The 23,414-nt window shown below is 71.4% G+C and carries 21 protein-coding genes; 14 read left to right on the forward strand and 7 right to left on the reverse strand.

Annotated elements, in window-relative coordinates; all coding sequences use genetic code 11:
- The first annotated feature begins 8 nt into the window (after positions 1 to 8).
- On the forward strand, positions 9 to 992 hold the full coding sequence (locus KOI35_RS11520) for a YxiH-YxzG fusion protein (protein WP_215786385.1): 984 nt from the start codon (positions 9 to 11) through the stop codon (positions 990 to 992).
- A 36-nt stretch (positions 993 to 1,028) separates the two neighbouring features.
- Here KOI35_RS11520 and KOI35_RS11525 read toward each other — a convergent pair whose 3' ends face one another.
- The 4 genes from KOI35_RS11525 to KOI35_RS11540 form a co-directional block, all read right to left on the reverse strand.
- Positions 1,029 to 1,757, reverse strand: coding sequence for an alpha/beta fold hydrolase (locus KOI35_RS11525; RefSeq protein ID WP_215786394.1), 729 nt, complete (start codon positions 1,755 to 1,757; stop codon positions 1,029 to 1,031).
- Between the two features lie 23 nt (positions 1,758 to 1,780).
- On the reverse strand, positions 1,781 to 2,893 hold the full coding sequence (locus KOI35_RS11530; RefSeq protein ID WP_215786395.1) for a sensor histidine kinase: 1,113 nt from the start codon (positions 2,891 to 2,893) through the stop codon (positions 1,781 to 1,783).
- Between the two features lie 92 nt (positions 2,894 to 2,985).
- The gene (locus tag KOI35_RS11535) at positions 2,986 to 4,128 is read right to left on the reverse strand and encodes a sensor histidine kinase (protein WP_215786397.1); all 1,143 of its coding nucleotides are present in this window, start codon (positions 4,126 to 4,128) and stop codon (positions 2,986 to 2,988) included.
- A gap of 23 nt (positions 4,129 to 4,151) precedes the next feature.
- Positions 4,152 to 4,673, reverse strand: coding sequence for a hypothetical protein (locus KOI35_RS11540; RefSeq protein WP_215786399.1), 522 nt, complete (start codon positions 4,671 to 4,673; stop codon positions 4,152 to 4,154).
- 145 nt (positions 4,674 to 4,818) lie between these two features.
- Here KOI35_RS11540 and KOI35_RS11545 point away from each other — a divergent pair, with 145 nt between their 5' ends.
- The 5 genes from KOI35_RS11545 (at position 4,819) to KOI35_RS11565 (ending at position 9,376) form a co-directional block, all read left to right on the forward strand.
- A complete protein-coding gene (locus KOI35_RS11545) occupies positions 4,819 to 5,484 on the forward strand; it encodes a response regulator (protein WP_308120907.1) in 666 nt (221 codons plus the stop codon).
- A gap of 95 nt (positions 5,485 to 5,579) precedes the next feature.
- On the forward strand, positions 5,580 to 6,404 hold the full coding sequence (locus tag KOI35_RS11550) for an alpha/beta fold hydrolase (RefSeq protein WP_215786401.1): 825 nt from the start codon (positions 5,580 to 5,582) through the stop codon (positions 6,402 to 6,404).
- A gap of 72 nt (positions 6,405 to 6,476) precedes the next feature.
- On the forward strand, positions 6,477 to 7,439 hold the full coding sequence (locus KOI35_RS11555) for a S1 family peptidase (RefSeq protein ID WP_215786403.1): 963 nt from the start codon (positions 6,477 to 6,479) through the stop codon (positions 7,437 to 7,439).
- Positions 7,440 to 7,568: 129 nt separating this feature from the next.
- Positions 7,569 to 8,552 (forward strand): ATP-binding cassette domain-containing protein, encoded by a 984-nt coding sequence (locus KOI35_RS11560; protein ID WP_215786405.1) that lies wholly within the window; start codon positions 7,569 to 7,571, stop codon positions 8,550 to 8,552.
- Positions 8,549 to 9,376, forward strand: coding sequence for an ABC transporter permease (locus KOI35_RS11565; RefSeq protein WP_215786407.1), 828 nt, complete (start codon positions 8,549 to 8,551; stop codon positions 9,374 to 9,376). Before KOI35_RS11560 ends, KOI35_RS11565 begins: the two co-directional genes overlap by 4 nt.
- Here the strand turns inward: KOI35_RS11565 and KOI35_RS11570 are convergent.
- Positions 9,373 to 12,543 (reverse strand): ATP-binding protein, encoded by a 3,171-nt coding sequence (locus KOI35_RS11570; protein ID WP_308120908.1) that lies wholly within the window; start codon positions 12,541 to 12,543, stop codon positions 9,373 to 9,375. The genes KOI35_RS11565 and KOI35_RS11570 overlap by 4 nt on opposite strands.
- 77 nt (positions 12,544 to 12,620) lie before the next feature.
- Here KOI35_RS11570 and KOI35_RS11575 point away from each other — a divergent pair, with 77 nt between their 5' ends.
- Positions 12,621 to 14,291, forward strand: a complete 1,671-nt coding sequence (locus KOI35_RS11575) for a cation:proton antiporter (RefSeq protein ID WP_215786409.1) — start codon at positions 12,621 to 12,623, stop codon at positions 14,289 to 14,291.
- Between the two features lie 3 nt (positions 14,292 to 14,294).
- On the opposite strand, the gene KOI35_RS11580 is transcribed toward KOI35_RS11575, so the two are convergent.
- Positions 14,295 to 14,462 carry a hypothetical protein gene (locus KOI35_RS11580; protein WP_215786411.1) on the reverse strand — a complete coding sequence of 56 codons (168 nt, stop codon included), beginning with the start codon at positions 14,460 to 14,462 and terminating at the stop codon, positions 14,295 to 14,297.
- Positions 14,463 to 14,662: 200 nt separating this feature from the next.
- On the opposite strand from KOI35_RS11580, the gene KOI35_RS11585 reads away from it, so the two are divergent.
- Genes KOI35_RS11585 through KOI35_RS11595 form a run of 3 tightly spaced genes read left to right on the forward strand, consistent with a single transcriptional unit; the run spans position 14,663 to position 16,746 of the window.
- Positions 14,663 to 15,160 (forward strand): pyridoxamine 5'-phosphate oxidase family protein, encoded by a 498-nt coding sequence (locus KOI35_RS11585; protein ID WP_215786413.1) that lies wholly within the window; start codon positions 14,663 to 14,665, stop codon positions 15,158 to 15,160.
- Between the two features lie 15 nt (positions 15,161 to 15,175).
- Positions 15,176 to 15,580 (forward strand): YciI family protein, encoded by a 405-nt coding sequence (locus KOI35_RS11590; protein ID WP_215786415.1) that lies wholly within the window; start codon positions 15,176 to 15,178, stop codon positions 15,578 to 15,580.
- On the forward strand, positions 15,529 to 16,746 hold the full coding sequence (locus KOI35_RS11595) for an RNA polymerase sigma factor (RefSeq protein ID WP_215786417.1): 1,218 nt from the start codon (positions 15,529 to 15,531) through the stop codon (positions 16,744 to 16,746). The genes KOI35_RS11590 and KOI35_RS11595 overlap by 52 nt, the downstream gene beginning before the upstream one ends.
- Here KOI35_RS11595 and KOI35_RS48875 read toward each other — a convergent pair.
- Positions 16,664 to 17,560: a TetR/AcrR family transcriptional regulator C-terminal domain-containing protein gene (locus KOI35_RS48875; protein WP_215786420.1), complete on the reverse strand. Its 897-nt coding sequence runs from the start codon at positions 17,558 to 17,560 to the stop codon at positions 16,664 to 16,666. The genes KOI35_RS11595 and KOI35_RS48875 overlap by 83 nt on opposite strands.
- Positions 17,561 to 17,643: 83 nt before the next feature.
- On the opposite strand from KOI35_RS48875, the gene KOI35_RS11605 reads away from it, so the two are divergent.
- From KOI35_RS11605 to KOI35_RS11620, 4 genes are all read left to right on the forward strand, one after another.
- Positions 17,644 to 18,381, forward strand: a complete 738-nt coding sequence (locus KOI35_RS11605; RefSeq protein ID WP_215786422.1) for an ABC transporter ATP-binding protein — start codon at positions 17,644 to 17,646, stop codon at positions 18,379 to 18,381.
- Positions 18,378 to 19,688 (forward strand): ABC transporter permease, encoded by a 1,311-nt coding sequence (locus KOI35_RS11610; protein WP_215786423.1) that lies wholly within the window; start codon positions 18,378 to 18,380, stop codon positions 19,686 to 19,688. Before KOI35_RS11605 ends, KOI35_RS11610 begins: the two co-directional genes overlap by 4 nt.
- Before the next feature lie 116 nt (positions 19,689 to 19,804).
- Positions 19,805 to 21,316 carry an aldehyde dehydrogenase family protein gene (locus KOI35_RS11615; protein ID WP_215786425.1) on the forward strand — a complete coding sequence of 504 codons (1,512 nt, stop codon included), beginning with the start codon at positions 19,805 to 19,807 and terminating at the stop codon, positions 21,314 to 21,316.
- Positions 21,317 to 21,393: 77 nt separating this feature from the next.
- Complete coding sequence (locus KOI35_RS11620; protein WP_215786427.1) at positions 21,394 to 23,370, forward strand: YncE family protein; 1,977 nt, start codon at positions 21,394 to 21,396, stop codon at positions 23,368 to 23,370.
- The last annotated feature ends 44 nt before the right edge of the window (positions 23,371 to 23,414 follow it).

The raw sequence follows: 23,414 nt of genomic DNA on the forward strand, positions 1-23,414 counted from the left end.
ATGTCCGGATGATCGAGACGGCGGAGACGACGGCGCGCCTGCGCGCACACGGCGAGCTGACGGCGGCTGAGGAGGGTGATGAGCTGCTGTCAGTTTCGGTCGGGCCGGACGGCGAGGCGGTGGCCCTCTGGTCCGCGAAGGCCGACCGGGAGGCGTTGAGCGCGGTCACGGTCCAGCCGGGGTTCGCGACGTTCCCCGACGCGCGAGCGGCCCGTCCGGCGCCGGCCCGGGTCACCGTGCACTCGCCGGGGCTCGACCGCGTTGTCCGGATCAGTGACCTGCCGCTGGCCCACGCGACCGCGCAGCCGCTGCCGGACGGCCGCGTGCTGGTGGTCGCCGCCCGGTGCCGCTGGCGGCCGGAAGGCGCGGACCGCAACGCGATCGTCTACGACGCGGACGGCACTGTGGTCGCCGAGCACACCTTCGGCGACGGTATCGAGGACGTGTTCACGACCCCCTCCGGAGATGCGTGGGCCGGCTATTTCGACGAGGGTGTCGTCGGTAACTACGGGTGGGGCAGTGCACCCGGACCGGAGCCGATCGGCCAGTGCGGGCTGATCCGTTTCGGACCGGACGGTGAGCCGGACTGGCGGTTCCCGATGGATGACGCGCCCGGCATCACCGACTGCTATGCCCTCAACGTGACCGGCGAGACGGCGTGGGCCTGCTACTACACCGATTTCCCGCTGGTGCGCGTCGAAGGCGGTCAGGTCACCGTCTGGCGCAACGGACTGGTCCGGGGAGCTCTCAGCCTGATCGTGGACGGCGACCGTGTCGGCTTGTACGGCGGCTACGACTCGGGCGCGGGCCGGCTGGTGATCGGGCAGGTGAGCGAGGGCGGTGGCGAGTTGACGGAGACCGGGCGTCATCGGCTGACGCTCCCCGGCGGCGAACCCCTGCCCGACCGCATCCGCACGGTCGGGCGTGGGGCTGCCCTGCACGTCTTCCACGGCACCACCTGGTACCGGCTGTCGCTCGACGAAACAAAGTAGCTCGACGAAACAAAGTAGAGAGCGACCCGGCGCGGGTCAGTCGGTGATGTGGGCGGCCGCGGCCAGGATCGCGTCGATCGAGGCCTGCGGCTGCGACACCATCGACACGTGTGAGGCGGACACGTCGGTGATCTTCGCGCCGGCCCGTTCGGCCATCGAGCGTTGCGTCCCGGCCGGGATCACCCGGTCTTCGGTGCCGACGACGGCCCAGCTCGGCAGCGTCTTCCAGGCCGCGCCGGGCGACGGCGTCGTGTTGGCGCTCAACGTGATCGGCCGCTGCCCGGCCGCGATCAGCCAGCGGTCGGACGCCGGCAGGTCCTGCGCGAACGAGTTGTGCACGGTGTCGGGCTTGAGGAAGGCTTCGGCGTCGCCCTCGGGCGCCCCCGGATAGCCGGCGATGTCGAAGACCGTGGTCGGGTCGGGCACGTCGAACGCCGACCCCGAGCCGCCGAGGATCTGGAAGACCGTCTCGCCCTCGTCGGGCACGAACGCGTCCACATAGACCAGCGCGCGCACGTCACCGCCGCCGGTGGCCGCGTTGGTGATGACGAAGCCGCCGTACGAGTGGCCGGCCAGCACGACCGGCCCGCTGGTGCGCTGGGCCAGGAACGAGGAGACGTACGCGGCGTCGGTGGCCGGACCGCGCAGCAGGTTGGTCGGGGCGAGCACGGTGAATCCCTGGTCCTGCAGGGTGGTGGCGACGGCGTTCCAGCTCGACGCGTCGGCCCACGCCCCGTGCACCAGGACGATGGTTGGTCTCGGCATGACTGTCCCCCTGAAAGTCGTGATCAGGGCCGATCGTAGGAGCCTGGGAGCGCTGCCACTACCACCCATCCGCCGCCCGGAGCCGGTCCGGCGGTGAGCTGCCCGCCGCCCTCCTGCAGGCGTTCGCGCAGCCCAGTGAGCCCGCGCCCGGTTCCCGAGAGTTCGAGGCGGGGTTGTCGCGGCGGGTCGTTTTCCACGCGTACGCGCAAAGAACGTTCCTCGGTCGTGACAAGCACCCGCACCGGTGCGCCGGGTGCGTGCCTCAGCGCGTTGGTCAGGCTCTCCTGCACCACGCGGAAGGCCAGGTGCGCGACCGGCGCCGCCACGCCGGTGCGCTCGCCCTCGAAACGGCATGTCACGTCGAGTCCGCTGCGGGCCGCCCGCGTCACGACCTCGTCGATCAGGGACAGATCGGGTCCGACGGCCTCGGAGCCGCCGAGAAGGTCGACCAGCCGCCGCAGATCGGCCTGCCCCTGCCGGGCCGACTCGGCGATCACCCCGAACGTCTCGCGGGCCCGCACCGGATCGCGCTCGACCAGCTGCTGCCCGGCCGCGGCCTGAATGATCATCACGCTGATCGCGTGGCCGACGATGTCGTGCAGCTCGGCCGCGATCCGGGCCCGCTCGTGCCGCAGCGCCAGATCGGCGAACAGCTCCCGTTCCTCCTCCAGCTCCCGCCCGCGTTCGGCCAGTTCACGGGCCGTCTCGCGACGCAGCCGCAGCACCGTGCCGGCCAGGAACGCGGGCACACTGAACATGGCCAGCCCGATCAGACTGCCTTTGACGATCAAGGACAGGGTTCCCACGTACGCCACCAGGACCGCCCCGGTGATCCAAGCCGCACGGCCGCGGAACGCCAGGGCCGCGACGCCCGCCAGCAGCGCCATGATCACGAGGGCCGGGTCAGGGAACCAGTCGTTCCCGGCGACCACGGCAGCCGCCAGCCACAGACCGCCACCCACGACCGCGACGAGCCGCGGATGCTCCCGCCACCACACCAGCGTCAGACCGGCCGCCGACAGCAGCACGGTGAGCGGACCCCACTGGCCGGCGACAGCCGTCGGCACCACGACGACCCCGGCGATCAGGACCGCGATCAGCGCCTTCTCGATCACCGGCCGAGACCGGGACCGCATCAGCCGAGACCACATCAGCCGAGACCGGGACCGCATCAGCCGAGACCGGGACCGCATCAGCCGAGACCGGGACCGCATCGGGCGGGACCGCATCAGCCGAGACCGAGGCCGGCGACCGGCAGCTGGGCCACGACCCTGGCCCGGCCCCGGGTGACCTTGGCGTCGACCGACCCGCCGAGCAGCCGGGCCCGCTCGCGAGCCCGGGTGACCGCGGCCCGCACCTCGCCACCCCGGCTGACCGAGCCGTGCACCCGGATCTCCAGCGCGTCGTTCTCGAACCGGATCGCCACCTCGAGCCCGCCCAGCGCCCCGACCAGGTATTCGACGATCCGGTAGGCCGACAGCTCCACCGTGGCCGGCAAGGATCGCGGGTCGCCGGTGACGGTCAGCCGGGCGCGCGGCGTGTGCTGCCGGGCCAGCAGCGCGTCGAGGTGCGCCACGGTCGGTGCCGGGGCCAGGTCGACCTCGCCCCCGCGCAGCAGCCCGACGATCTCGCGCATGTCGTCCATGGTCCGGCGGCTGTCCGTCTCGATCGTCTCGAGCAGCGCCCGGGCCTGCGCCGGAGGCAGCCCACCGGCCGACTCGGCGGCCCGGCTGAGCTGGTCGAGGCGTTCCTGCAACAGCCCGTCGAGCTGCCGCGACAGCCGGGCCCGGTCGTCGGCCACCATCAGCGCCGCCCGTTCGTCGCGCAGCTGCCGCAGTTCCTCGTCGCGGTGACGCAGTTGCCGGTTGAGCGCGGTCCGGTGCCGGGCCGCCCGGCCGACCCCGAACACGATGACCAGGACCGGCGCGGCCAGCACCATGGTGCCCGGTCCGGCCGAGGCGTCGACCACCAATACGGCCCAGCAGAGCAGCAGATTCAGACCGAGGACGGACCATGCCCTCGTACGGGAGGACATCAGCGCCCCGAGAAACGTCAGGACGAAGGCGAGCGGCAGACCGGCCCCGCAGCGGGTCACCCACCCGAAGATCAGGTCGTGCAGCACCATCACGCCGAGCGCGACGCCGGTGACGGCGAGAACGTTGCGCCGCCACCACAGCACCGGAACCGTGGCCGCGGCGAACAGCGGGACCATCCACACCGAATGCGACTCGATCGGGTGGGCGGCGGCACCGCGGGCGATCTCGCGGGCGAACTCCGTGTCGTCGGTCCGCACGTTGAAGACCATCAGGACGACGCCGAGCGCGGTGAGGCACCCCGCCACGAACCAGTCGATCCTCCGGATCCCGCTCATCGCCGCACCCTTCCCGAGGAGAGTCAGACGGTCGCGTGCTCGGCGGCCGGCTGGACTGCGTGCTTCCGGGCACTTCGATTCTGGACCGCGAGACCGATGCCGTAGAAGAGGGCGGCCCCCGGAAGGGCGATCTCGAGACCGCTGGGCAGGCCGCCGATCGAGGAGTCCTGGGCCAGCACGAGCAGGATCACCGCGAGCACCCCGGCCAGCCCGATGGCCTGGTTCCGCAGGTTTCCGGCGAAGCGCGCCACCGCGTACGACAGAGCGAAGGCCAGCGGAAGCCCGGCCCCGCACCGGGTCACCCAGCCGAACGCTACGAGGTGCACCGCCATCGCGGCCACGGTTACCCCGACCACGGCCAGGATGTGCCGCCGTCGCCACAGGATCGGCACTGTGGTCAGCAGGAACACCGGCAGCATGACCCAGGTGTTGGTGGACAGCGGGTGCACCAGCGATTCGTCGGCGATCCCCGAGATGTTCTCGACCATGAGCAGCACCCCGCCCACGGTGAGCAGCGTCGCCAGGATCCAGTCGGTCTTCTTCATGGTGGGTTCCTCTCCACGTCTTCGATGCCGACGACATTAGGAACCCGGGCTCGTGGCCCTCGTCTGCCGCAAGGACGACTTCCGGCCGGGGCATCGTCCTCAGGGATGACCCCGGGGAGTAGTCCGGACCGGCAGAATCGCCTTTGTGGGCGAGACGATCCGGGTGCTGATAGCCGACGACCAGACGCTGGTCCGGACGGGTTTCCGCGTGATCCTGGAGGCCGAGGGCGACATCGAGGTGGTGGCCGAGGCGGGCACCGGCGCCGAGGCGGTCCGCCAGGCGCGGCAGGCCCGGCCCGACGTGATCCTGATGGACATCCGGATGCCCGAGCTCGACGGCCTGGCCGCCACCGAGGAGATCCGGCGCCACGCCGATCCACCGACGATCGTCGTGCTGACCACGTTCGACCAGAACGAGTACGTCTACCGGGCCCTGCGGGCGGGCGCGGCCGGCTTCCTGCTCAAGGACGCGCCCTCGACCCGCCTCATCGCCGCGGTCCGGGCCGCCGCCACCGGCGACTCGCTGATCGAGCCCGCGATCACCCGCCGCCTGGTCGAGCGCTTCGCCGCGCCGCCCCCGCCGAGCGGCCCACCGGCCGTGCTGGCCGCCCTGACCGAGCGCGAACGCGACGTCCTGCGCCTGATGGCCCGCGGCCTGTCCAACGCCGAGATCGCGGCCGAACTGGTGGTGGCCGAGACGACGGTCAAGACGCACGTGGCCCGCATCCTGGCCAAGCTGAACATCCGCGACCGGGTCCAGGCGGTGGTGCTGGCCTATCAGTCCGGCTTCGCGACTCGCGGCCAACGGTGAGCGGGCGTACGGGGAAATTGGTTGTTCATCACGTGTTGTGGTCGCGCGCGAGACGGCGGGCATAGCTTGAGGGCATCCGCACTGAGGAGGCTGGAATGCCCTACGTGACCACGACCGACGGCGTCGAGATCTTCTACAAGGACTGGGGGAGCGGGCAGCCCATCGTGTTCAGTCACGGGTGGCCGCTGTCGTCCGACGACTGGGACACCCAGATGCTGTTCTTCCTGTCGCACGGCTACCGGGTCGTCGCGCACGACCGGCGTGGGCACGGGCGGTCCACCCAGGTCTCCGACGGCCACGACATGGACCACTACGCCGACGACCTGGCCGCCGTCACCGCGCACCTCGACCTGCACGACGCGATCCACGTCGGACACTCGACCGGCGGCGGCGAGGTCGCGCACTACATCGGCCGGCACGGCGAGGATCGGGTCGCCCGGGCCGTGCTGATCAGCGCCGTCCCGCCGATCATGGTGCAGACCCCGGCCAACCCGGGTGGCCTGCCCAAGGAGGTGTTCGACGGCCTGCAGGCGCAGCTGGCGGCCAACCGTTCCGAGTTCTACCGGGCCCTGCCGTCCGGCCCGTTCTACGGCTTCAACCGGCCCGGCGTCGAGTCGTCCGAGGCGATCATCCAGAACTGGTGGCGCCAGGGCATGATGGGCGGCGCCAAGGCCCACTACGACGGCATCGTCGCGTTCAGCCAGACCGACTTCACCGAGGACCTGCGCCAGATCACCGTGCCGGTGCTGGTCATGCACGGCGATGACGACCAGATCGTCCCGTACGCGGACTCGGCTCCCCTTTCGGCCGAGCTGGTCAAGGACGGCACCCTCAAGACGTATGCCGGTTTCCCGCACGGCATGCCGACCACGCAGGCCGACACCATCAACGCCGACCTGCTGGCCTGGCTGCAGCAGTAAAGCCGGCCGCGAAGGACAGTAGTAGGAGAGCTGCGGTCCGTAATTGGCGGACTTTTACTATTGTCGTCGTCGATGAAGACGCTATCGAGGGTCGTCGTCGCTCTGGTCGCCGCCACGCTGGGCACCGGGGCGGTGTGCACGCCGGCCCACGCGATAGCGAACGGTGAGGACGTGGCCGACGGACAGTACGAGTTCGCGGTCAAGCTCACCGATCTCGGCATCCCGACCAAGGACGGCGGCACCCGCGACAGCTCCTGCTCGGGCGGCCTGATCTCGCCCCGCTGGGTGCTGACGGCCGGCCACTGCTTCAAGGACGAGAACGGCCGCCGCGTGTCCCGCCCGGTCGCCGAGCGCACGGTGGCCACGATCGGGCGGGCCGATCTGACCGGGAAGGCCGGGTTCAGCGCCAACGTCGTCGAGGTGCGCCAGCACGGCGACGCCGACGTGTCGCTGGCCCGGCTCGACCGGCCGATCACCGGCATCACCCCGATGAAGCTGAACCGCAAGAAGCCGGCCAAGGGGCAGAAGCTGCGCCTGGTCGGCTTCGGGTTCACCAAGGAGGGGGCGAAGCAGACCACCCTCCGGCTGCAGTCCGGCGAGTTCGAGATCACCTCGACGTCCAAGCTCGAGATGGGTGTGACCGGTTCGGCCCCGCGCGCCGACACCAGCGCCTGCGAACGTGACTCGGGCGGGCCCTATTTCACCGGTGGCCCGACCGGCCCGGTGGTCGTGGTCGGCGTGGTCAGCCGCGGCCCGAACTGCCCGCACACCGGCGCCGACACGTCGGCCCGGGTCGACGCGATCGCCCCGTGGATCCTCTCGGTGATCGGCGCCGACCTGAAAGCGACCCCGAAACCGACGCCCAGCACCAAACCCCCGGCCCAGGTCCGCCCGGCCCAGCAGGCCGCGCCGCAGTCGGACGACGAGCCGGTGCCGCCGCTGCTCTGGGTGGCCGCTCTGCCTATCGTGCTGCTGATCGGGGCATTGGTGATGTGGACCGGCAAACCGCGCAAAGGGTCGCACCGGCGCCGCTGAGATACCCCTCTGACATGTGACAGCGACCGTGTCAGCGGTATGTGCGCGCGCTGTCAGCGGGGAGAGGAAGTCTCTACGTCGAGGGCCGCTGCCGACTGCGCGGCCCGCGACGGAGGGGACGGAAACATCATGAGCGATCTCGTGGTGCGCGCGGAGGGGCTGCGCAAGCGATTCGGCAAGACGCAGGCGCTCGACGGGGTGGACCTGGCCATGCGGCGCGGCACGGTGCTGGGGGTGCTCGGCCCGAACGGGGCCGGTAAGACCACGGCCGTACGCGTGCTGGCCACCCTGCTGCGCCCGGACGAGGGCTACGCCGAGGTGGCCGGCATCGACGTGCTCAAGGAACCCGGCCGGGTGCGCCGGCGGATCGGCTTGACCGGCCAGTACGCCAGTGTCGACGAGGACCTGACCGGCACCCAGAACCTGGTGCTGATCGGCCAGCTGCTCGACCTGACCACCCGGGACGCCCGCAAGCGCGCGGCCGAGCTGCTTGACTGGTTCGACCTGGCCGAGGCGGCGGGGCGACCGGCCAAGACGTACTCGGGTGGCATGCGCCGCCGGCTCGACCTGGCCGCGAGCCTGGTCGGCCACCCCGAGGTGATCTTCCTGGACGAGCCGACCACCGGCCTCGACCCGGCCAAGCGCGAGGACATGTGGGGCGTCGTGCGCAGCCAGGTCACCCAGGGCGCCAGCGTGCTGCTGACCACGCAGTACCTGGAGGAGGCGGACGCGCTGGCCGACGAGATCGTGGTGGTCAACCACGGCCGGGTCATCGCGCACGACGACCCGGACGGTCTCAAGCGGCGCGTCGGCGGGCTGACCCTGCGCGTACGGCCGGCCGACCCGGCCCGGGTGCCGGACGTGATGCGCGTGCTCGACGCCGTGGCCGCCCCAGGTACGAACGCGTCGGCCGACACGGCCGCCGGCGCCCGCCCCGGTGCGGTGAGCGTGCCGGTCAAGGACGACCTCGCGCTCGACGTGGTCGTCCCGGCCCTGCGCCGCGACGGCATCGAGGTCAACGACCTCGGCCTGCACCTGCCCAGCCTCGACGAGGTGTTCCACTCGCTGACCGACGACAACCCGGCGACCCCGAAGGAGAGTGAGCTGGTATGACCACCCTCGACGTTCCCGTCCGCAACATCATCGGCGACATCGACAAGCCCCGCGGCGGCGCGCTGGCGGCTCTCGTGCGCCACAGTGTGGCCTTGGCCAAGCGAAGTCTGATCAAGACGATCCGGACACCGGAGGCGTTGATCGATGTGACGCTGCAGCCGGTGATCTTCCTGGCCCTGTTCACCTACCTGTTCGGCGGCGCCATCGCCGGCGGCGACCGCGGCGCCTACCTGCAGTTCCTGCTGCCCGGCCTGCTCGCACAGACGCTGTCGATGGGCAGCATCGCCCTCGGCCAGAACCTCAACGCCGACATCGAGAAGGGCGTGTTCGACCGGTTCCGGTCGCTGCCCGTGGCCCGCTCGGCCCCGCTGATCGGCGCGGTCTCGGCCGACGTCGTCCGCTACATCACGCTGACCGTGGTGATGCTGGGCTTCGGCACGCTGATGGGGTTCCGGGTGCAGACCGGCTTCGTGCCGGCCGTGGCCGCGGTCGGCCTGGCCATCGCGTTCGGCCTGTGCTTCGGCTGGATCTCGGTGTGGGTCGGCATGATGGTCCGCACCTCGGGCGCCGTCCAGGGCGTGATGTTCCTGCTGGTCTTCCCGCTCGGTTTCGGCAGCAACGTGTTCGTGCAGACCGACACCCTGCCCGGCTGGCTGCAGGCGTTCGTGCACGTCAACCCGTTGACACCGCTGGTCGCGACGATCCGGGGACTGCTGATCGGCGGTCCGGTGGCGCACAACCTGCTGCTCACCCTGGCCTGGATGGCCGGCCTCCTGGCGGTCTTCATGCCGCTTGCCGTGCGGGCTTACAACCGGCGGGCCTAAGAGCCGAGCTGCAGGCGGGACGGGTCGACCTGGACGGAAGCGGTCTTTCCGTCCAGGTCCCAGCCTTTCCCGTACGCCTCGGCGAAGCCGTCCTCGCCCAGCGCCGCGCGTCCCCGGCCGGTCAGTTCGAGGATCTGCGGATCGGTGCGATCGTGGGTCCCGCGTAACCGGGCCGCGGCACCGAGCATCCGGGCCGCCTCGTCATGGTGTCCCCGCGCCGAGGCCAGCCCGGCCGCGGTGACCGCCACCAGCGACAGGAGCGGCATGTCACGGCTCTGGACCCCGGCCGCGTACGCCGTCACCAGCGCCCGCTCGGCCCCGGCCTGGTCGCCGAGGGCGAGGCAGTGCGCACCCCGCATGGCCCCGGCGATGGCCCGGCCGTGGTCGCCCCCGAGGAAGGGGTCGGCGGCCATCCCGGCCTCGGCCAGGTCGAGCAGCCGGCCGGCCCGGTCGTACTCGCCGAGCCGCATCCACAGGCCGCCCTCGAGCGCGTTGAGCAGCAGGAGCAGTTCGGTCGAGCCGGACCGCTCGGTTCGTTCCCGGGTCGCCCCGAGCAGCTCGATGGCCTGCTCGTTGTCGCCCCGCCGCATGTGCAGGTCGATCCAGCGCAGGTCGATGAAGATCTCGTCACTGAGGCTGAGCGACCCGAACTCGCGGGCCTGCCGGCGGGCCTCGCTCAGGTCGGCCAGCGCGCCGTCGAGGTCGCCGTCGTACTGCCGGACCATCGCCCGGATCGGCAGGGCCGTGGTGACACCCCAGCGGTCGCCGACCCGGCCGAAGCAGTCGAGCGCGGCCGCCACGTCGACCCGGACCTGGTCGAGGTCGCCCTGATTCTCGGCGAACTGGGCCCGGAACATGTGGGCCAGCCCGGCCAGCCACGGGTCGGGGCCGGCCACGATGCGCTCGATGACGGCGAACGAGGCGTCGGTCTCCTGCAGGAAGAACAGCGCCATCGCGGTCAGCGCGCCGCCCAGGCCGGGCAGTTCCGGATAGGCCAGCAGCCGGCCGGTCAGCGCCCGCAGCTCGGCCTCGGTCTTCTCGACGGCCTCGGTCGTCATCAACGACCGGCTGCTGATCCGGTTGATCACCAGCGTCGCCTCGGCGTAGTCGCGCTCCCGCGACGGCGTGCCGCCCGGCGTGTCCAGAGCCGCCCCCAGCCAGAAGGACGCCTCCTGATGCCGCCCGAACATCTGCCAGTACCACGCCAGATCCATCGCCAGCACGACCGCGCTGTCGGCGTCGCCCGAGTCGCACAGGTGACGCAGGGCGGCCAGCGCGTTGTCGTACTCCGCGCTGAGCTCCCGCAGCGCCTCGATCTGACCGCGGCCGCGCAACTGCGGGTCGAGCCGGGCGATCAGGCCGGTCAGGTGGCGTGCGGCCAGGTCGCGGGTCGAGGCGAGCGCACCCTGCTCGGTGAGCCGCTCGGTGCCGTACTCGCGCAGGGTCTCGAGCATCCGGTAGCGGCCGGCGTCGGGCGCGAGCTGCAGCAGCGACCGGTCGACCAGCGAGGCGAGCAGCTCTCCGATGGCGGCCGGGGAGACCGGCGTGCCGGCGCAGACCGCGGTGGCCAGCGGAACGGTCACGCCGCCGGGCAGGACCGAGATGCGTTCCGCGACCGTACGCTCGTCATCGCCCAGCAGATCCCAGCTCCACGCGATCACCGCCCGCAGGGTGCGGTGGCGGGGCGCCGCGGTGCGGCTGCCCGAGGTGAGCAGCCGGAAGCGGTCGGACAGTCCGGCCGTGAGCTCGGCCAGCGACAGGGTGCGCAGCCGAGCCGCGGCCAGCTCGAGGGCCAGCGGCATGCCGTCGAGCGCCCGAGTGACGCGGCGGACGTCGTCCAGCGTGTCCTCGTCGACGTCGAACCCGGGGCGGACGGCCGCCGCCCGCTCGGCGAAGAGCCGGACCGATGCCGTACGCCGGGCCTGCTCGACCGGCGCATCCGGATCGGGCAGGGTCAGCGGCCCGAGCGGCACCAGCGCCTCGCCGTCCACGGCCAGCGGTTCCCGGCTGGTGGCCAGCACCCGCAGCTCGGCGCACTGCGACAGGAGCGTGGTGACCAGGTGGGCGACCGCGTCGATCAGGTGCTCGCAGTTGTCGACGACCAGCAGCGTGGACCGGTGGCCGAGCTGGTCGACCAGCACGCCGATCTCGTCGCCGTCGCGGCGCAGCTGGGCCGTGGTCTCGAAGCGGGCCGCCCCGCGCAGGCCGATCGCGGTCAGCACGGCCGCGGCGACCTTGGCCGGCTCGGTGATCGCGGCCAGGTCGATCAGCCAGGTGCCGTCGGGGTATTCGTGGACGTGCCGGCGGGCCGCCTCGAGAGCGATCCGGGTCTTGCCCGCGCCACCCGGCCCGAGCACGGTGACCAGACGGCCGGTGGCCAGCCGGGTGTCGATCCGGCCCAGGTCGTCGTCGCGGCCGATGAAGCTGGTGAGCGGCGCCGGCAGGTTGTTGGCGGCCCGGGCCTCCGGGGCCGCGGCGGGGGCCTGCAGCAGCCGTACGTGCCGCTCGCGCAACGCCGCCCCCGGGTCGGCGCCGAGCCGGTCGGCCAGCGACTCCCGGACGGTCTCGTAGAGCGCCAGGGCCTCGGCCTGGCGGCCCTGGGCGGCCAGCGCATCCATCAGCAGCGCGGCCGCCCGCTCGTGCACCGGATCGTCGGCCAGCAGCGCCGTCAGCCGGGCGGCGGCCTCCTCGGCCCGGCCCAGCAGGAGCTCGGCCTCGGCCAGATCGGCTCGCACCTCGGCCGGGGGCCGGTTGCCGCCCCAGAGTGCGACGGCCTCGGTGAACAGCTCGTGGGCGGCGTGCGGATCCCCGAGGCGCAGCCGGTCGTGCGCTTCGGCGGTCAGCCGTTCGAACCGGATCGAGTCGACGTCGCCGGGGTCGACGGAGAGGCAGTAGCCGCCGTTGACCTGGGTGACCGCGCCGGTGTCGCCCAGCACGCGGCGCAGACGGGACACGAGCGACTGCAGCGAGTTCGCCGGGTCGGCCGGGGTGTCGTCGGGCCAGAGCGCCTCGACCAGGGCGGCCGTGCTCACCGGGCGTCCACCGGCCTGGGCGAGGCGGGCGAGCAGGCCTTGAAGGCGGGCGCCGGGCACGGTCAGCGTCGTGTCGCCGCGGCGCACCTCGAAGGCGCCCAGCAGCGTCACACGCAGCCCCCCGTGCTCACCCACGCCTTCGATCCTCCCGCGCCGCGTCCACTGACCCAAACCCGCCCCTCCCGTCGAGGGCTCCTGGAAGGCTGGAGATCGTGACCGAGCTGCTTCTCATCGCCGTGGCGGCGCTCGCCGTGATCGCGGGGGCGGCCGTGGTCGGCCCCCGGCTCGGCATCGCGGCCCCGCTGGTGCTGGTCGCGATCGGCGTCGGGGCGAGCTTCCTGCCGTTCTTCGCCGAGACCCACATCGAGCCGGAATGGATCCTCGAGGGCGTCCTGCCGCCGCTGCTCTACTCGTCGGCCGTCTCCATGCCGGCGATGAACTTCCGGCGCGAGTTCGGGGCCATCAGCGGGCTCTCGGTGCTGCTCGTCGTGGCCAGCTCGCTGCTGCTCGGGCTGTTCTTCATGATGGTCGTGCCGGGGATCGGGTTCGCCTGGGGTGTCGCCCTGGGCGCGATCGTCAGCCCGACCGACGCGGTAGCCACCTCGATCATCAAACAGACCTCGGTGTCCAAGCGCGTGGTGGCCCTGCTCGACGGCGAGAGCCTGCTCAACGACGCCACCGCCCTGGTCATCCTGCGCACCGCGATCGTGGCCACCGCGGCCACGTTCTCGGTCTGGGAGGCGGCCGGCACCTTCGCCTGGTCGGTCGCCGTCGCCGTGCTCGTCGGCGGGCTGGCCGGCTGGCTCAACCTGGTGATCCGTAAGCGGGTGACCGACCCGACGGTCAACACCGTCATCTCGTTCACGGTGCCGTTCGTGGCCGCCGTACCGGCCGAGATGCTCGGCGCGTCCGGGCTCGTCGCCGCCGTCGTGGCCGGGCTGGTCACCGGTATCCGGGCGCCCCGCGACCTCTCGCCGCAGAACCGGCTCTCCGACTCGCAGAACTGGCGCACGGTCGAGCTCGTGCTCGAGGGCGCGGTCTTCCTGACCATGGGCGTGCAGATCAAGGCGATCGTGACGAGCGTCGAGCAGGACCATGCGGGGGTCGGTACGGCCGTGCTCGCCGCCGCCGGGGCACTGGCGCTGACCGTGCTCGTGCGGGCCGCGTACGTGGGACCGCTCCTGGGGGTTCTGGTCTGGCGCGCCGGGCACGGCCTGAAGATGCAGGAACACCTGCAGGCGATGCAGGCCCGGATGAGCACGCCGGAGGGCCAGCAGGAGACGTTCGCCGAGATGAACCGGCGGAAGAAGGAGCCCTCGGAACGGGAGCTGACCTGGCTGGCCCGCCGGATCACGCAGGGGCTGGCCACCATCGAGTACTTCGTGCGCGAGCCGCTCGGATGGCGCGAGGGGGTTGCGGTCGTCTGGGCCGGCATGCGCGGCGCGGTGACCGTGGCCGCGGCCCAGTCCCTGCCCGAGGACACGCCGCAGCGCTCGGTGCTGGTGCTGATCGCCTTCGCCGTGGCGACGCTGTCGCTCGTCGTGCAGGGCGGCACCATCGGGCCGCTGCTGAAACTGATCACGCCACGGGCCGATCCCGCCGCTGCCGAGGACTCGATGAAGGCCGAACGGGACCGGATCTTCGAGCTGCTCCGGTCGAGCGCCCAATCGATCGCCGAGCCGCCGCACCCCGAGGGCGGACTGACGCCGGAGTCGTTCGGCGAGGCCAAGAAGTATCGGCTGGCGGTGCTGGAGGCCCAACGGGCGTCGCTGCTCGACGCCCGGGACAACGGCACCTTCGACGCCGATGTGCTGGCCGGCGCGCTGGCCAATCTGGACGCCTCGCAGATCGACATCGAACTGCGAGGCAAGCTGGTGAGCTAGGTCCTAGCTCTTGTCGGTCTCGGGGGCGGCATGCCGGCCGGCGCTCTCGGCGGCGGCGCGGCGCTCGAGCTCCTCGTCCTTCAACAGGTACTTCTTGATGTTGACGGTGGAGCGAGCCCCGAGATCGTCCGGCTTGGCGGCGTGACGGCCCGCGTGCTGGTTGTCGGTCATGACCGGAAACCGTACCGGGTTCGGATTTTCCTGTCGCGGGTCCGGACGTAAATATTGATGTCGGCCTAAATGGGTAGCGGATCTATGACTTTTGGTAACCGGATTCTGCGCAACGCATCGTTCGTTGCCGATGGACAGAAAGTGACGGAGAAATTTTTGCGGAGGATGTCGAGAACCGTCGAGCGGCTCCGTCCCAGGGCATGCGAACGAACGAGATTGCCGACATTCTGAGCAAGCCGACCAGCCAGGAACTGCTGCACCGCGACCTGACCCGGCTGGCCTACGTGGCCACCGACGGCACGCCCCGCAGCATTCCGATCGCCTTCACCTGGAACGGCACCGAGATCGTGCTGTGCACCACCCGGAACTCGCCCAAGCTGCCCCACCTGCGGGCCAACCCGATGGTCGCGCTCACCATCGACACCGAGGTGCACCCGCCCAAGATCCTGCTGCTGCGCGGCCGGGCCGAACTCGACGACGTCGACGGCATCCCGGAGGAGTACCTGCAGATGAACGGCACCTACGGAATGACCGCCGAGCAGCGCGTCGAGTGGGAGGCCGAGGTCCGTTCGCTGTATGACGGCATGGTGCGGATCGTCATCACCCCGACCTGGGTCAAGCTGATCGACTTCGAGACGACCCTGCCCAGCGCGGTCGAGGAACTGGTCCGGCAGCGGGCCGAACGTCAGAGCGCCTGAGAGAGGACACCGACAATGGCCAAGTACCTGTTGCTCAAGCACTACCGCGGCGCCCCGGCCCCGGTCAACGACGTGCCGATGGACCGGTGGACCCCGGACGAGGTCACCGCCCACGTGCAGTACATGCAGGACTTCATCCGGCGGGCCGAGGCCACCGGCGAGTTCGTCGAGAGTCAGGCGCTGCTGCCGCAGGGCACCTTCGTCCGCTCGGACGGCGCCGGGCCGCCGGTCACCGACGGCCCGTTCGCCGAGACGAAGGATCTGATCGCGGGCTGGATCGTGATCGACGTGGAGACGTACGAGCGGGCCCTGGAACTGGCCGCCGATCTCTCGGCCGCCCCCGGCGCGGGTGGCAAGCCGATCCACGAATGGCTCGAGCTGCGACCGTTCATGGCGGAGATGCCCACGGTGACCGAGTGAACGTCCGCGAGCTGGTGCCCGCGGTGATCGGCGTCCTCGTCCGGCGCGGGGCCGACTTCGCCTCGGCCGAGGACGCCGTGCAGGAAGCCCTGATCAAGGCGTTGCAGGCCGACGAACCGCCCCGCGATCCGATGGCCTGGCTGATCGCGGCGGCCTGGCGCAAGTTCCTCGACGCGGCGCGGGCCGAGAGCTCGCGCCGCGGCCGGGAACTCGCCGTCGAGACCGAACCGCCGGCCGGCCCGGTGAGCAGCGCCGACGACTCGCTGTGGCTCTACTTCCTGTGCGCGCACCCGTCGCTGTCGCCCGGGTCGGCGGTGGCGCTGACCCTGCGCGCGGTCGGCGGCCTGACCACCCGGCAGATCGCGGCGGCGTACCTGGTGCCCGAGGCGACCATGGCCCAGCGGATCAGCCGGGCCAAGCGGCAGCTCGCCGGGCTGCCGCTGGACCGGCCGGGCGACCCGGCGACCGTGCTGCGGGTGCTCTACCTGGTCTTCAACGAGGGCTACGGCGGGGATGTCGACCTGGCCGCCGAGGCGATCCGGCTGACCCGTCAGCTGGCCCGGGCGACCGGTGAGCCCGAGGTGGCCGGTCTGCTCGCGCTCATGCTGCTGCACCACGCCCGGCGGGCGTCCCGGCTGGGCCCGGGCGGGCGGCTGGTCCCGTTGGCCGAGCAGGACAGGTCCCGGTGGGACACCGCACTGATCGCCGAGGGGGTGGCGATCCTGCAGGCCGCGCTGGCCCGCGACCGGCTCGGCGAATATCAGGCCCAGGCCGCGATCGCCGCCCTGCACGCCGACGCGCAGAGCGCCGAGGAGACGGACTGGGTGCAGATCGTCGAGTGGTACGGCGAGCTGCTGACGCTGACCGGCAGCCCGGTGGTGCGGCTCAACCGGGCGGTCGCGGTCGGCGAGGCCGACGGTCCGCGGGCCGGCCTCAAGGAGTTGGCCGAGGTCGATCCGGGCCTTCCCCGGTACGCCGCGGTCCGCGCCCACCTGCTCGAACGCGCCGGCGACCGGGAGCAGGCGGCCGAGCTCTACGCCGAGGCCGCCCGCGCCGCCACCAGCGTGCCGGAACGTGAACACCTCACTCGGCAGGCCGCTCGAATGCGGACTCCAGACCGTCCAGCAGGCGCTGCAGACCGTACTCAAGAAGAATGTCCAGGTTGAACGATTTATCCGGGCCGGCAATGAATCGTGCCATCAGCGGCAGCCGCCCGGTGGACAGCACGGCGGCGAAGCGTTGCTGCTGCGCGTCGAGCCATTCGACGTCGGAGATGCCGGTCTCCTGCACGGCCTGCGCCTCCTCCTCGAGGTTGACCGCGGTGCCCCGCACGTAGTTGGCCACGGTCACGGCGGCACGGAACTGGATCCCCGGCTCGAGATCGAAGCCCTCCATCGCCCGCATCGCCCACTCCGTGTGGGCCATCGCGTGCGGCGCCAGCAGCGGCCGGGTGAACGACACGGCCTGGGCCAGCCAGGTGTGCCGGCGGTACATCGACCACTGAAGCCGCGCCAGCGCCTCAAGGCAGGCCCGCCAGCCGTCGGACGCCGGCGACAGGAGCGGCGGGGGCGGGTTGGCCGCCATCACCTTGTCCATCATCAGCAGGACGAGCTCTTCCTTGTCGGCCACGTGCTTGTAGACCGCCATGGTGGGGATGCCCAGCTCGCCGGCCAGGCGCCGCATCGACAGGCCGGTCAGCCCCTCGGCGTCGGCGATCGTGATGGCCGTGCGGACGACCAGGTCGGTGTCGGGCCCGCCGCCGATCGGCCGGGCGCCGATCGCCACCACCGTGCCGACCCCGGGCTTGGCCCGCACCAGACCCTGGTCGCGCAGGTGGGTGATCACCTTGGTCGCGGTGGCCATGGCGACGCCGTACTCGGCCATGATCTGCCGGGTCGACGGGATGCGCTCGCCCGGACCGGGTTCACCGGCGGCGATGCCGGCCGCGATCTCGTCGGCGATCCGGATGTACACGTGCACTAGGACACCTCCTCGTCCCGCACTACCCGGATACGGGTGCCAGCACTACCGAAATCAGACTAGTGCGTTCGTACGGTGTATCCATGACCGACATCGTCAGAGTAGAAGAGCTGTACAAGACCTACGAGGGTGGCGTCACCGCGCTGGACGGCGTCACGGTCGGCTTCCCGGCCGGCAGCTTCACCGCCGTGATGGGTCCCTCCGGATCCGGCAAGAGCACCCTGTTGCACTGCGCGGCCGGGCTCGACCGGCCGACCGGGGGCAGGGTGTTCATCGACGGCACCGAGTTGACGGCCACCAGGGACACCCCGATGACGAAGTTCCGCCGTACGCGGGTGGGGTTCGTCTTCCAGGACTACAACCTGCTCCCGTCGCTCACCGTCGAACAGAACACGGTGCTCTCGCTGCGCCTGGCCGGCCGCCGTCCGGATCGGAACCGGGTGCGCGCCGTCCTGACCGGGCTCGTCCTGGGCGACAAGCGGAGTGAGCGGCCCGAACGCCTCTCCGGCGGGCAGCGGCAGCGGGTGGCCGTGGCGCGGGCGCTGGTGACCGAACCCGCCGTCATCTTCGCCGACGAGCCCACCGGCGCGCTCGACCTGCGCAGTGCCCGCGAGGTGCTGACCTTGCTGCGGGCGGTGGTGCATGAGCACGGGCGGACCGTCGTCATGGTCACGCATGATCCGGTCGCCGCCGCGTACGCGGACTCGGTCGTCTTTCTCGCCGACGGCCGCGTGGCCGGATCGCTGAGCGCGCCCACCGCCGACGTCGTGGCCGAGCGGCTGGCCCACCTCGGCGACCGGATCGCGGAGGTGGCGGCATGATCGCCGTGGCCCTGCGCAACCTGCGGCACCGTCCGGGCGGGTTCGTCGCCACGTTCCTCTCCGCGTTCCTCGGCGCGACGCTGATCATGGCGTTCGCGTCCCTCCTGGACACCGCATCCAGTCGGCCGGCCGCCGACGGCACCGACTCGCTGGTCACCACGGCGAGCGTCGGCGGCGGCTGGTGCCTGGTGATCGTCGCGTTCGCCGTCACGTCGACCCTGAGCCTGGCCGTGCGGCAGCGGTCCGAGCAGATCGAGCTGCTGCGCCGGGCGGGGGCGACGCGGCCGCAACTGCGCCGGATGATCGTGGGGGAGGCCCTGGTCGTGGCCCTGCTCGCGTCGGTGGTGGCCGTGCCGGCGGGCTGGTTGCTCGGCCGGTGGCTGGTGTCGCTGCTGCAGGGCACCGGGCAGGTCGCCGCTTCCGTTTCTCCCGGCTTCGGGCTTTTCGCGCTGGTGGCCGGATTCGGGGTCACGCTGCTCGGCTCGTTGGTGGCGGCCCTGGCTACCGCCCGGCGCACCTCCCCGGCGCTCTCACGTCGCCCGAAACCTCTGCTAAGGCGGATCGGCGCGGTGCTGTTCCTGCTGATCGGCGCGAACTGCTCGGTGCTGACCGCGACCCTGATGGACGGTAAGGGCATCGACGCCATGCAGACCGCCGGGCAGGCCGGCATCTGGGCCTCGATCGGCCTGGCCCTGCTCGCCCCCGAGCTGCTGCGCCTGGTCACGGTCGTGCTCGGCCCGCTGTTGCGGGGCGTCACCGGATCGCTGGCGGTGACCGGAGTGCACGCGCGGACCCGGCCGCTGGCCTCGGCCGTCATGCCGGTGCTGTTGTTCACCGGCATCGCCACCGGGACCGTCTACATGCAGGGCATCGAGGACCGGGCCGCGGCCGGGCAGCTCCAACCCGATTTCGCCCGGGACGTCCAGACGCTCAACTACGTGGTGGTCGGCATGATCACCGTGTTCGTGGCCGTCATGCTGGTCAACACGCTGGTCGCGGCCACCGCCCACCGTCGCCGCGAGTTCGCCCAGCAGCGTCTGGCCGGCGCCACCCGTCCGCAGTTGCTGGCCATGGTCTCGCTCGAGGGCGTGCTGATCACCGCCACCGGCGTCGTGGGTGGACTGATCGCCTCGATGTTCACGATCCTGCCGTACGGGCTGGCCCGGGCCGACCGCCTCTGGCCCGACGCCTCGCCCCTCGCGTTCGGTCTGATCGCCGCGGTGGCGGTCGCTCTCACCGGTTTCGCCCTGCTTAACACCGTTTCCCGTACGACGCGGGGGCCGGCCACAACCGCAGTCCACGCCTGAACCGGCACAGGCGCAATCGTTTGCGATCTGGTCTTGATTAACACCGTGTTTCGCGCCTAGTCTCCCAGAACATCGGGTCGCAATCGTTTGCGACCCGATTTGGGGAGGAGCTTCCTGTGACCGTCACCCTTCCGTCCGCGGCCCCGTCCGGCTACACCGGCCGCGAACTCTGGAGCGCCTACATCGGCGGCGAGTGGACCGGGGCCGAGGGCGCCGACACCTTCGTCGTGCACGAACCGGCGACCGGGCAGCCGATCGCCCGGGTCCTGAACACTCCGGCCGAGCTGGTCGACCGGGCCGTCGCAAGCTCGCGCGAGGCCGGGAAGGCGTGGCGGGACATGCCGCCCCGCGAGCGGGGCCGGCTGATGCGCCTGGTCGCCGCCAAGATCCGCGAGCACGCGGACGAACTGGCCGAGCTCGAGGCCCGCGAGGTCGGCAAGCCCCGGCGGGACGCGGGTCGCTTCGACATCTCGTACAGCCACGCCGCCTTCGACTACTACGCCGGACTGGCCGACAGCCTGCACGGCGAGATCATCGACCAGGGGCCGATCGAGGCCCGGGTCGTCTACGAGCCGTACGGGGTGGTCGCCGCGATCCTGCCGTTCAACTGGCCTCCGATCCACTTCAGCAAGAAGTCGGCCCCGGCCCTGGCCGCCGGCAACACCGTGATCATCAAGCCCGGCGAGCAGGCCCCGCTGACCGTGCTGCGCCTGGTCGAGCTGGCCAACGAGGTGCTGCCGCCGGGCGTCCTCAACGCCGTGCCCGGCATGGCGGCCGGTCCCGCCCTCTCGTCGCACCGGCACGTCAACCGGATCACCTTCACCGGTGCCACCGTCACCGGGCAGCGGGTGCTGCGCAGCGCGGCCGAGCACCTGACCTTCGCCACCATGGAACTCGGCGGCAAGAACGCCCTGATGGTGCTGCACGACGCCGACCTCGACGTGGCCATCGACGTCGCGCTCGAGGGCATGTTCTACAACCAGGGCGAGGCCTGCACGTCGACCGCCCGCATCCTGGTCCACGACTCGATCCACGACGAGTTCCTGCAGCGCTTCGCCCGGGCCACCGAGCGCCTGGTGGTCGGCGACGGCCTCGACCCGGCCACCGACATCGGCCCGATGGTCGACGCCGCCCAGCGCGACAAGGTGCAGGCCTATCTGCGGATCGGGCTCGAGGAGGGCGCCACCCTGGTGACCCAGGGCGCGCTGCCCACCGACGTACGGCTCAAGGACGGCTACTGGGTCGCGCCGACCGTGCTGGCCGACGTGACCCCCGAGATGACTCTGGCCCAGGAGGAGATCTTCGGGCCGATCGCCTGCGTCATGCGCTTCTCCGACGAGGAGGAGGCGATCGCGATCTGCAACGACACCGAGTACGGGCTGACCGCGGCCATGGTCACCACCGACGAGGCGCGGGCCTACCGGATCGCCCAGCGGCTCGAGGTCGGCATGGTGTTCGTCAACAACTACATGCGGCGGGCCTTCCTCGGCTCCCCGTTCGGCGGGCAGAAGGGCAGCGGGTTCGGCCGCGAGAACGCCATCGAGACGCTGCACGAGTTCGTGCGGTCCAAGAACATCCGCATCCCGTCGGGCCGCGGCGTCATCCCGACCTGGCCCCCGAAGGACTGAGAGACCGGCCGTTCGGATGATCAACTTCCGGACGGCCGTACTTAGACTTCCCTCGAATTCCGACGGGGGAGTGTTCGATGCGTAAGCGGTGGATCCGCGGTTCCTTGGCCGTTGCAGTGATCGCGGCGGGGACGGCGGTGACCTTCCAGCTCGCCACCGGTTCCGCCTCGGCCGAAGACTTCGCCCGGGACCTGCAGATCAGCGGGGTCGGCGACATCGTGGTCGACGCCTCACGCAAGCGCGTCTTCATCAGCGACCCGGACGCTGGACAGCTGCTCACCACCGACTACGACGGCAAGACGCTGGCCACCACGGCCGGGCTGGCGGGCCTGCGGGGGCTGGCGCTGACCGAGGCGGGCGACCGCCTCTACGGCGTTCAGCCCGACGGCAACGCGATCGTCGCGATCGACCCGGCCACGTCGGCCAAGGTCGCGACGTACCCGGTGGGTGAGCGGGCGGAGAAGCTGGCCCTGTCGGCCGGCAAGATCTGGTTCAGCAACCGCGACGGCATCGGCTCGGTCGACGTGTCCGGCGCGCAGCCGGTCGTCACGGCCGCGGCCGATTTCGGCGACGTCCGGTGGTACTACGCTCCGATGCTGGCCGCTGTGCCCGGCCTGCCCGGCGTGCTGGCCGCCGCGGGCGACGGCATCAGCGGCGACAACTACCAGCTGCTCGACGTCTCGGCCAGCACGCCCGGCCAGCTGGCGACCACCAAGATCGACGGGCCCTACGCGCTGGAGTTCAGCCCGGACGGCAGCCGGCTGCTCACGGTCGCCCGCGAAGGCTTCCGCGCCTTGTCCGCGACGGATCTGACCGAGATCGAGAGGTACGAGTCGCGCGACACTCGCGGCGCGCTCGCCATCGGCGGGAACGGCACCGCGGCGGTCGCCATGAGCGGCCTCTACGGCGTGGGTGACGCCGCCCTGTTCCAACCGGGAACGGCGACGGCGGTCCGGCGTCTCCCGCTGCAGTCCTACAACGGGACTCAGCTCAGCCTGACCGACATCGCGCACCTCGCGTGGGAGCCCGGCGGCCGGCGGGTCTTCGGCGTCGCCGCGCACTCCACCACCGCCAGCGGCCAGCGCACGAAATACTCGCTGCAGGTGCTGAACACCGCCAAGACGGTGACCGTGAAGCTCACCGTCCCGGCCCAGGCCGACCTGAACGAGCCCTGGACCGTCAGCGGCGCGTTCGGCACCAACATCCCGGCCGGTCTGCCCATGACGATCACCCGAACCGCGCCGTCCGTGTCGGGCGGCGAGCTCATCGGTCCCCGGGAGGTGCCCGCGAACGGTCGCTTCTCGTTCGTCGACATCGAGCCGGCGGCGGGCAAGGTCACGTACGCCGTCAGCGTCCCCGGAGACTACGACTACTCGGCCGCGGCTACCACCGCGACGGTCGACGTGGACGTGCCCTCGAAGGCGACCTCCCTCACCCTCGACCGCAACGGCGCCTCCTACAGCTACGGCACGACGGTCACCTTCACGGCCAAGCTCGGTGCCACCCATTCGAGCCGGGCCGTCGAGATCTGGGCCGACCCGTCCGGGCCCGACGAGCCCAACCGCCTGCTGCGTAAGGCGAACGTCGACGCCAAGGGCAATCTGTCCACGACCTTCAAGCTGGCCCGGAACACGAAGATGACGGCGATCTTCCGGGGCGACGCGCGTACCCCGGCCAAGACCGTCACGTCGAACGTCAACACCCGGGCCTACGTCACGACCACCCTCACCAAGCACTACAAGACGGCCAACATCGGCTCGGTCTCGTACCAGTTCTTCCGCCGTACGACGAACCCGGTGGTCACCGGTGTCATCAACCCGCACCCGGGGCGCAAGGCGTACATGCAGGTCGACGTCCACCGCGGTGGCAAGTGGATCCTCTACGCGCCGAAGTACTACACGCTGGCCGGCAACAAGGTCACCGCGAACTGGAACTGGACGCGCTCGGTCGGCAGCATGTACCGGGTGCGGTTCGTCTACCAGTGGAGCAAGTCGGGCGACACGGCCAACGTCACCACGTACGGGGCGTACCGCTACTACACGTTCACGAATTAGGTCGTGTCCCGCGGACGGCGCGGGACATGAGTAATCCAGCCGGC

The organism is Paractinoplanes bogorensis (genome assembly GCF_018829635.1).
GTDB lineage: Bacteria > Actinomycetota > Actinomycetes > Mycobacteriales > Micromonosporaceae > Actinoplanes > Actinoplanes bogorensis.

What these genes read in the sequence shown, in the direction of transcription:
- KOI35_RS11535 (WP_215786397.1), bottom strand. Translation starts at nt 4,128, where the DNA reads ATGAGCGGGATCCGGAGGATCGACTGGTTCGTGGCGGGGTGCCTCACC.
- KOI35_RS11525 (WP_215786394.1), bottom strand. Translation starts at nt 1,757, where the DNA reads ATGCCGAGACCAACCATCGTCCTGGTGCACGGGGCGTGGGCCGACGCG.
- KOI35_RS11560 (WP_215786405.1), top strand. Translation starts at nt 7,569, where the DNA reads ATGAGCGATCTCGTGGTGCGCGCGGAGGGGCTGCGCAAGCGATTCGGC.
- KOI35_RS11620 (WP_215786427.1), top strand. Translation starts at nt 21,394, where the DNA reads ATGCGTAAGCGGTGGATCCGCGGTTCCTTGGCCGTTGCAGTGATCGCG.
- KOI35_RS11580 (WP_215786411.1), bottom strand. Translation starts at nt 14,462, where the DNA reads ATGACCGACAACCAGCACGCGGGCCGTCACGCCGCCAAGCCGGACGAT.
- KOI35_RS11595 (WP_215786417.1), top strand. Translation starts at nt 15,529, where the DNA reads ATGGCTCGAGCTGCGACCGTTCATGGCGGAGATGCCCACGGTGACCGA.
- KOI35_RS11530 (WP_215786395.1), bottom strand. Translation starts at nt 2,893, where the DNA reads ATGCGGTCCCGGTCTCGGCCGGTGATCGAGAAGGCGCTGATCGCGGTC.
- KOI35_RS11610 (WP_215786423.1), top strand. Translation starts at nt 18,378, where the DNA reads ATGATCGCCGTGGCCCTGCGCAACCTGCGGCACCGTCCGGGCGGGTTC.
- KOI35_RS11605 (WP_215786422.1), top strand. Translation starts at nt 17,644, where the DNA reads ATGACCGACATCGTCAGAGTAGAAGAGCTGTACAAGACCTACGAGGGT.
- KOI35_RS11555 (WP_215786403.1), top strand. Translation starts at nt 6,477, where the DNA reads ATGAAGACGCTATCGAGGGTCGTCGTCGCTCTGGTCGCCGCCACGCTG.
- KOI35_RS11565 (WP_215786407.1), top strand. Translation starts at nt 8,549, where the DNA reads ATGACCACCCTCGACGTTCCCGTCCGCAACATCATCGGCGACATCGAC.
- KOI35_RS11540 (WP_215786399.1), bottom strand. Translation starts at nt 4,673, where the DNA reads ATGAAGAAGACCGACTGGATCCTGGCGACGCTGCTCACCGTGGGCGGG.
- KOI35_RS11550 (WP_215786401.1), top strand. Translation starts at nt 5,580, where the DNA reads ATGCCCTACGTGACCACGACCGACGGCGTCGAGATCTTCTACAAGGAC.
- KOI35_RS11590 (WP_215786415.1), top strand. Translation starts at nt 15,176, where the DNA reads ATGGCCAAGTACCTGTTGCTCAAGCACTACCGCGGCGCCCCGGCCCCG.
- KOI35_RS11585 (WP_215786413.1), top strand. Translation starts at nt 14,663, where the DNA reads ATGCGAACGAACGAGATTGCCGACATTCTGAGCAAGCCGACCAGCCAG.
- KOI35_RS11520 (WP_215786385.1), top strand. Translation starts at nt 9, where the DNA reads ATGATCGAGACGGCGGAGACGACGGCGCGCCTGCGCGCACACGGCGAG.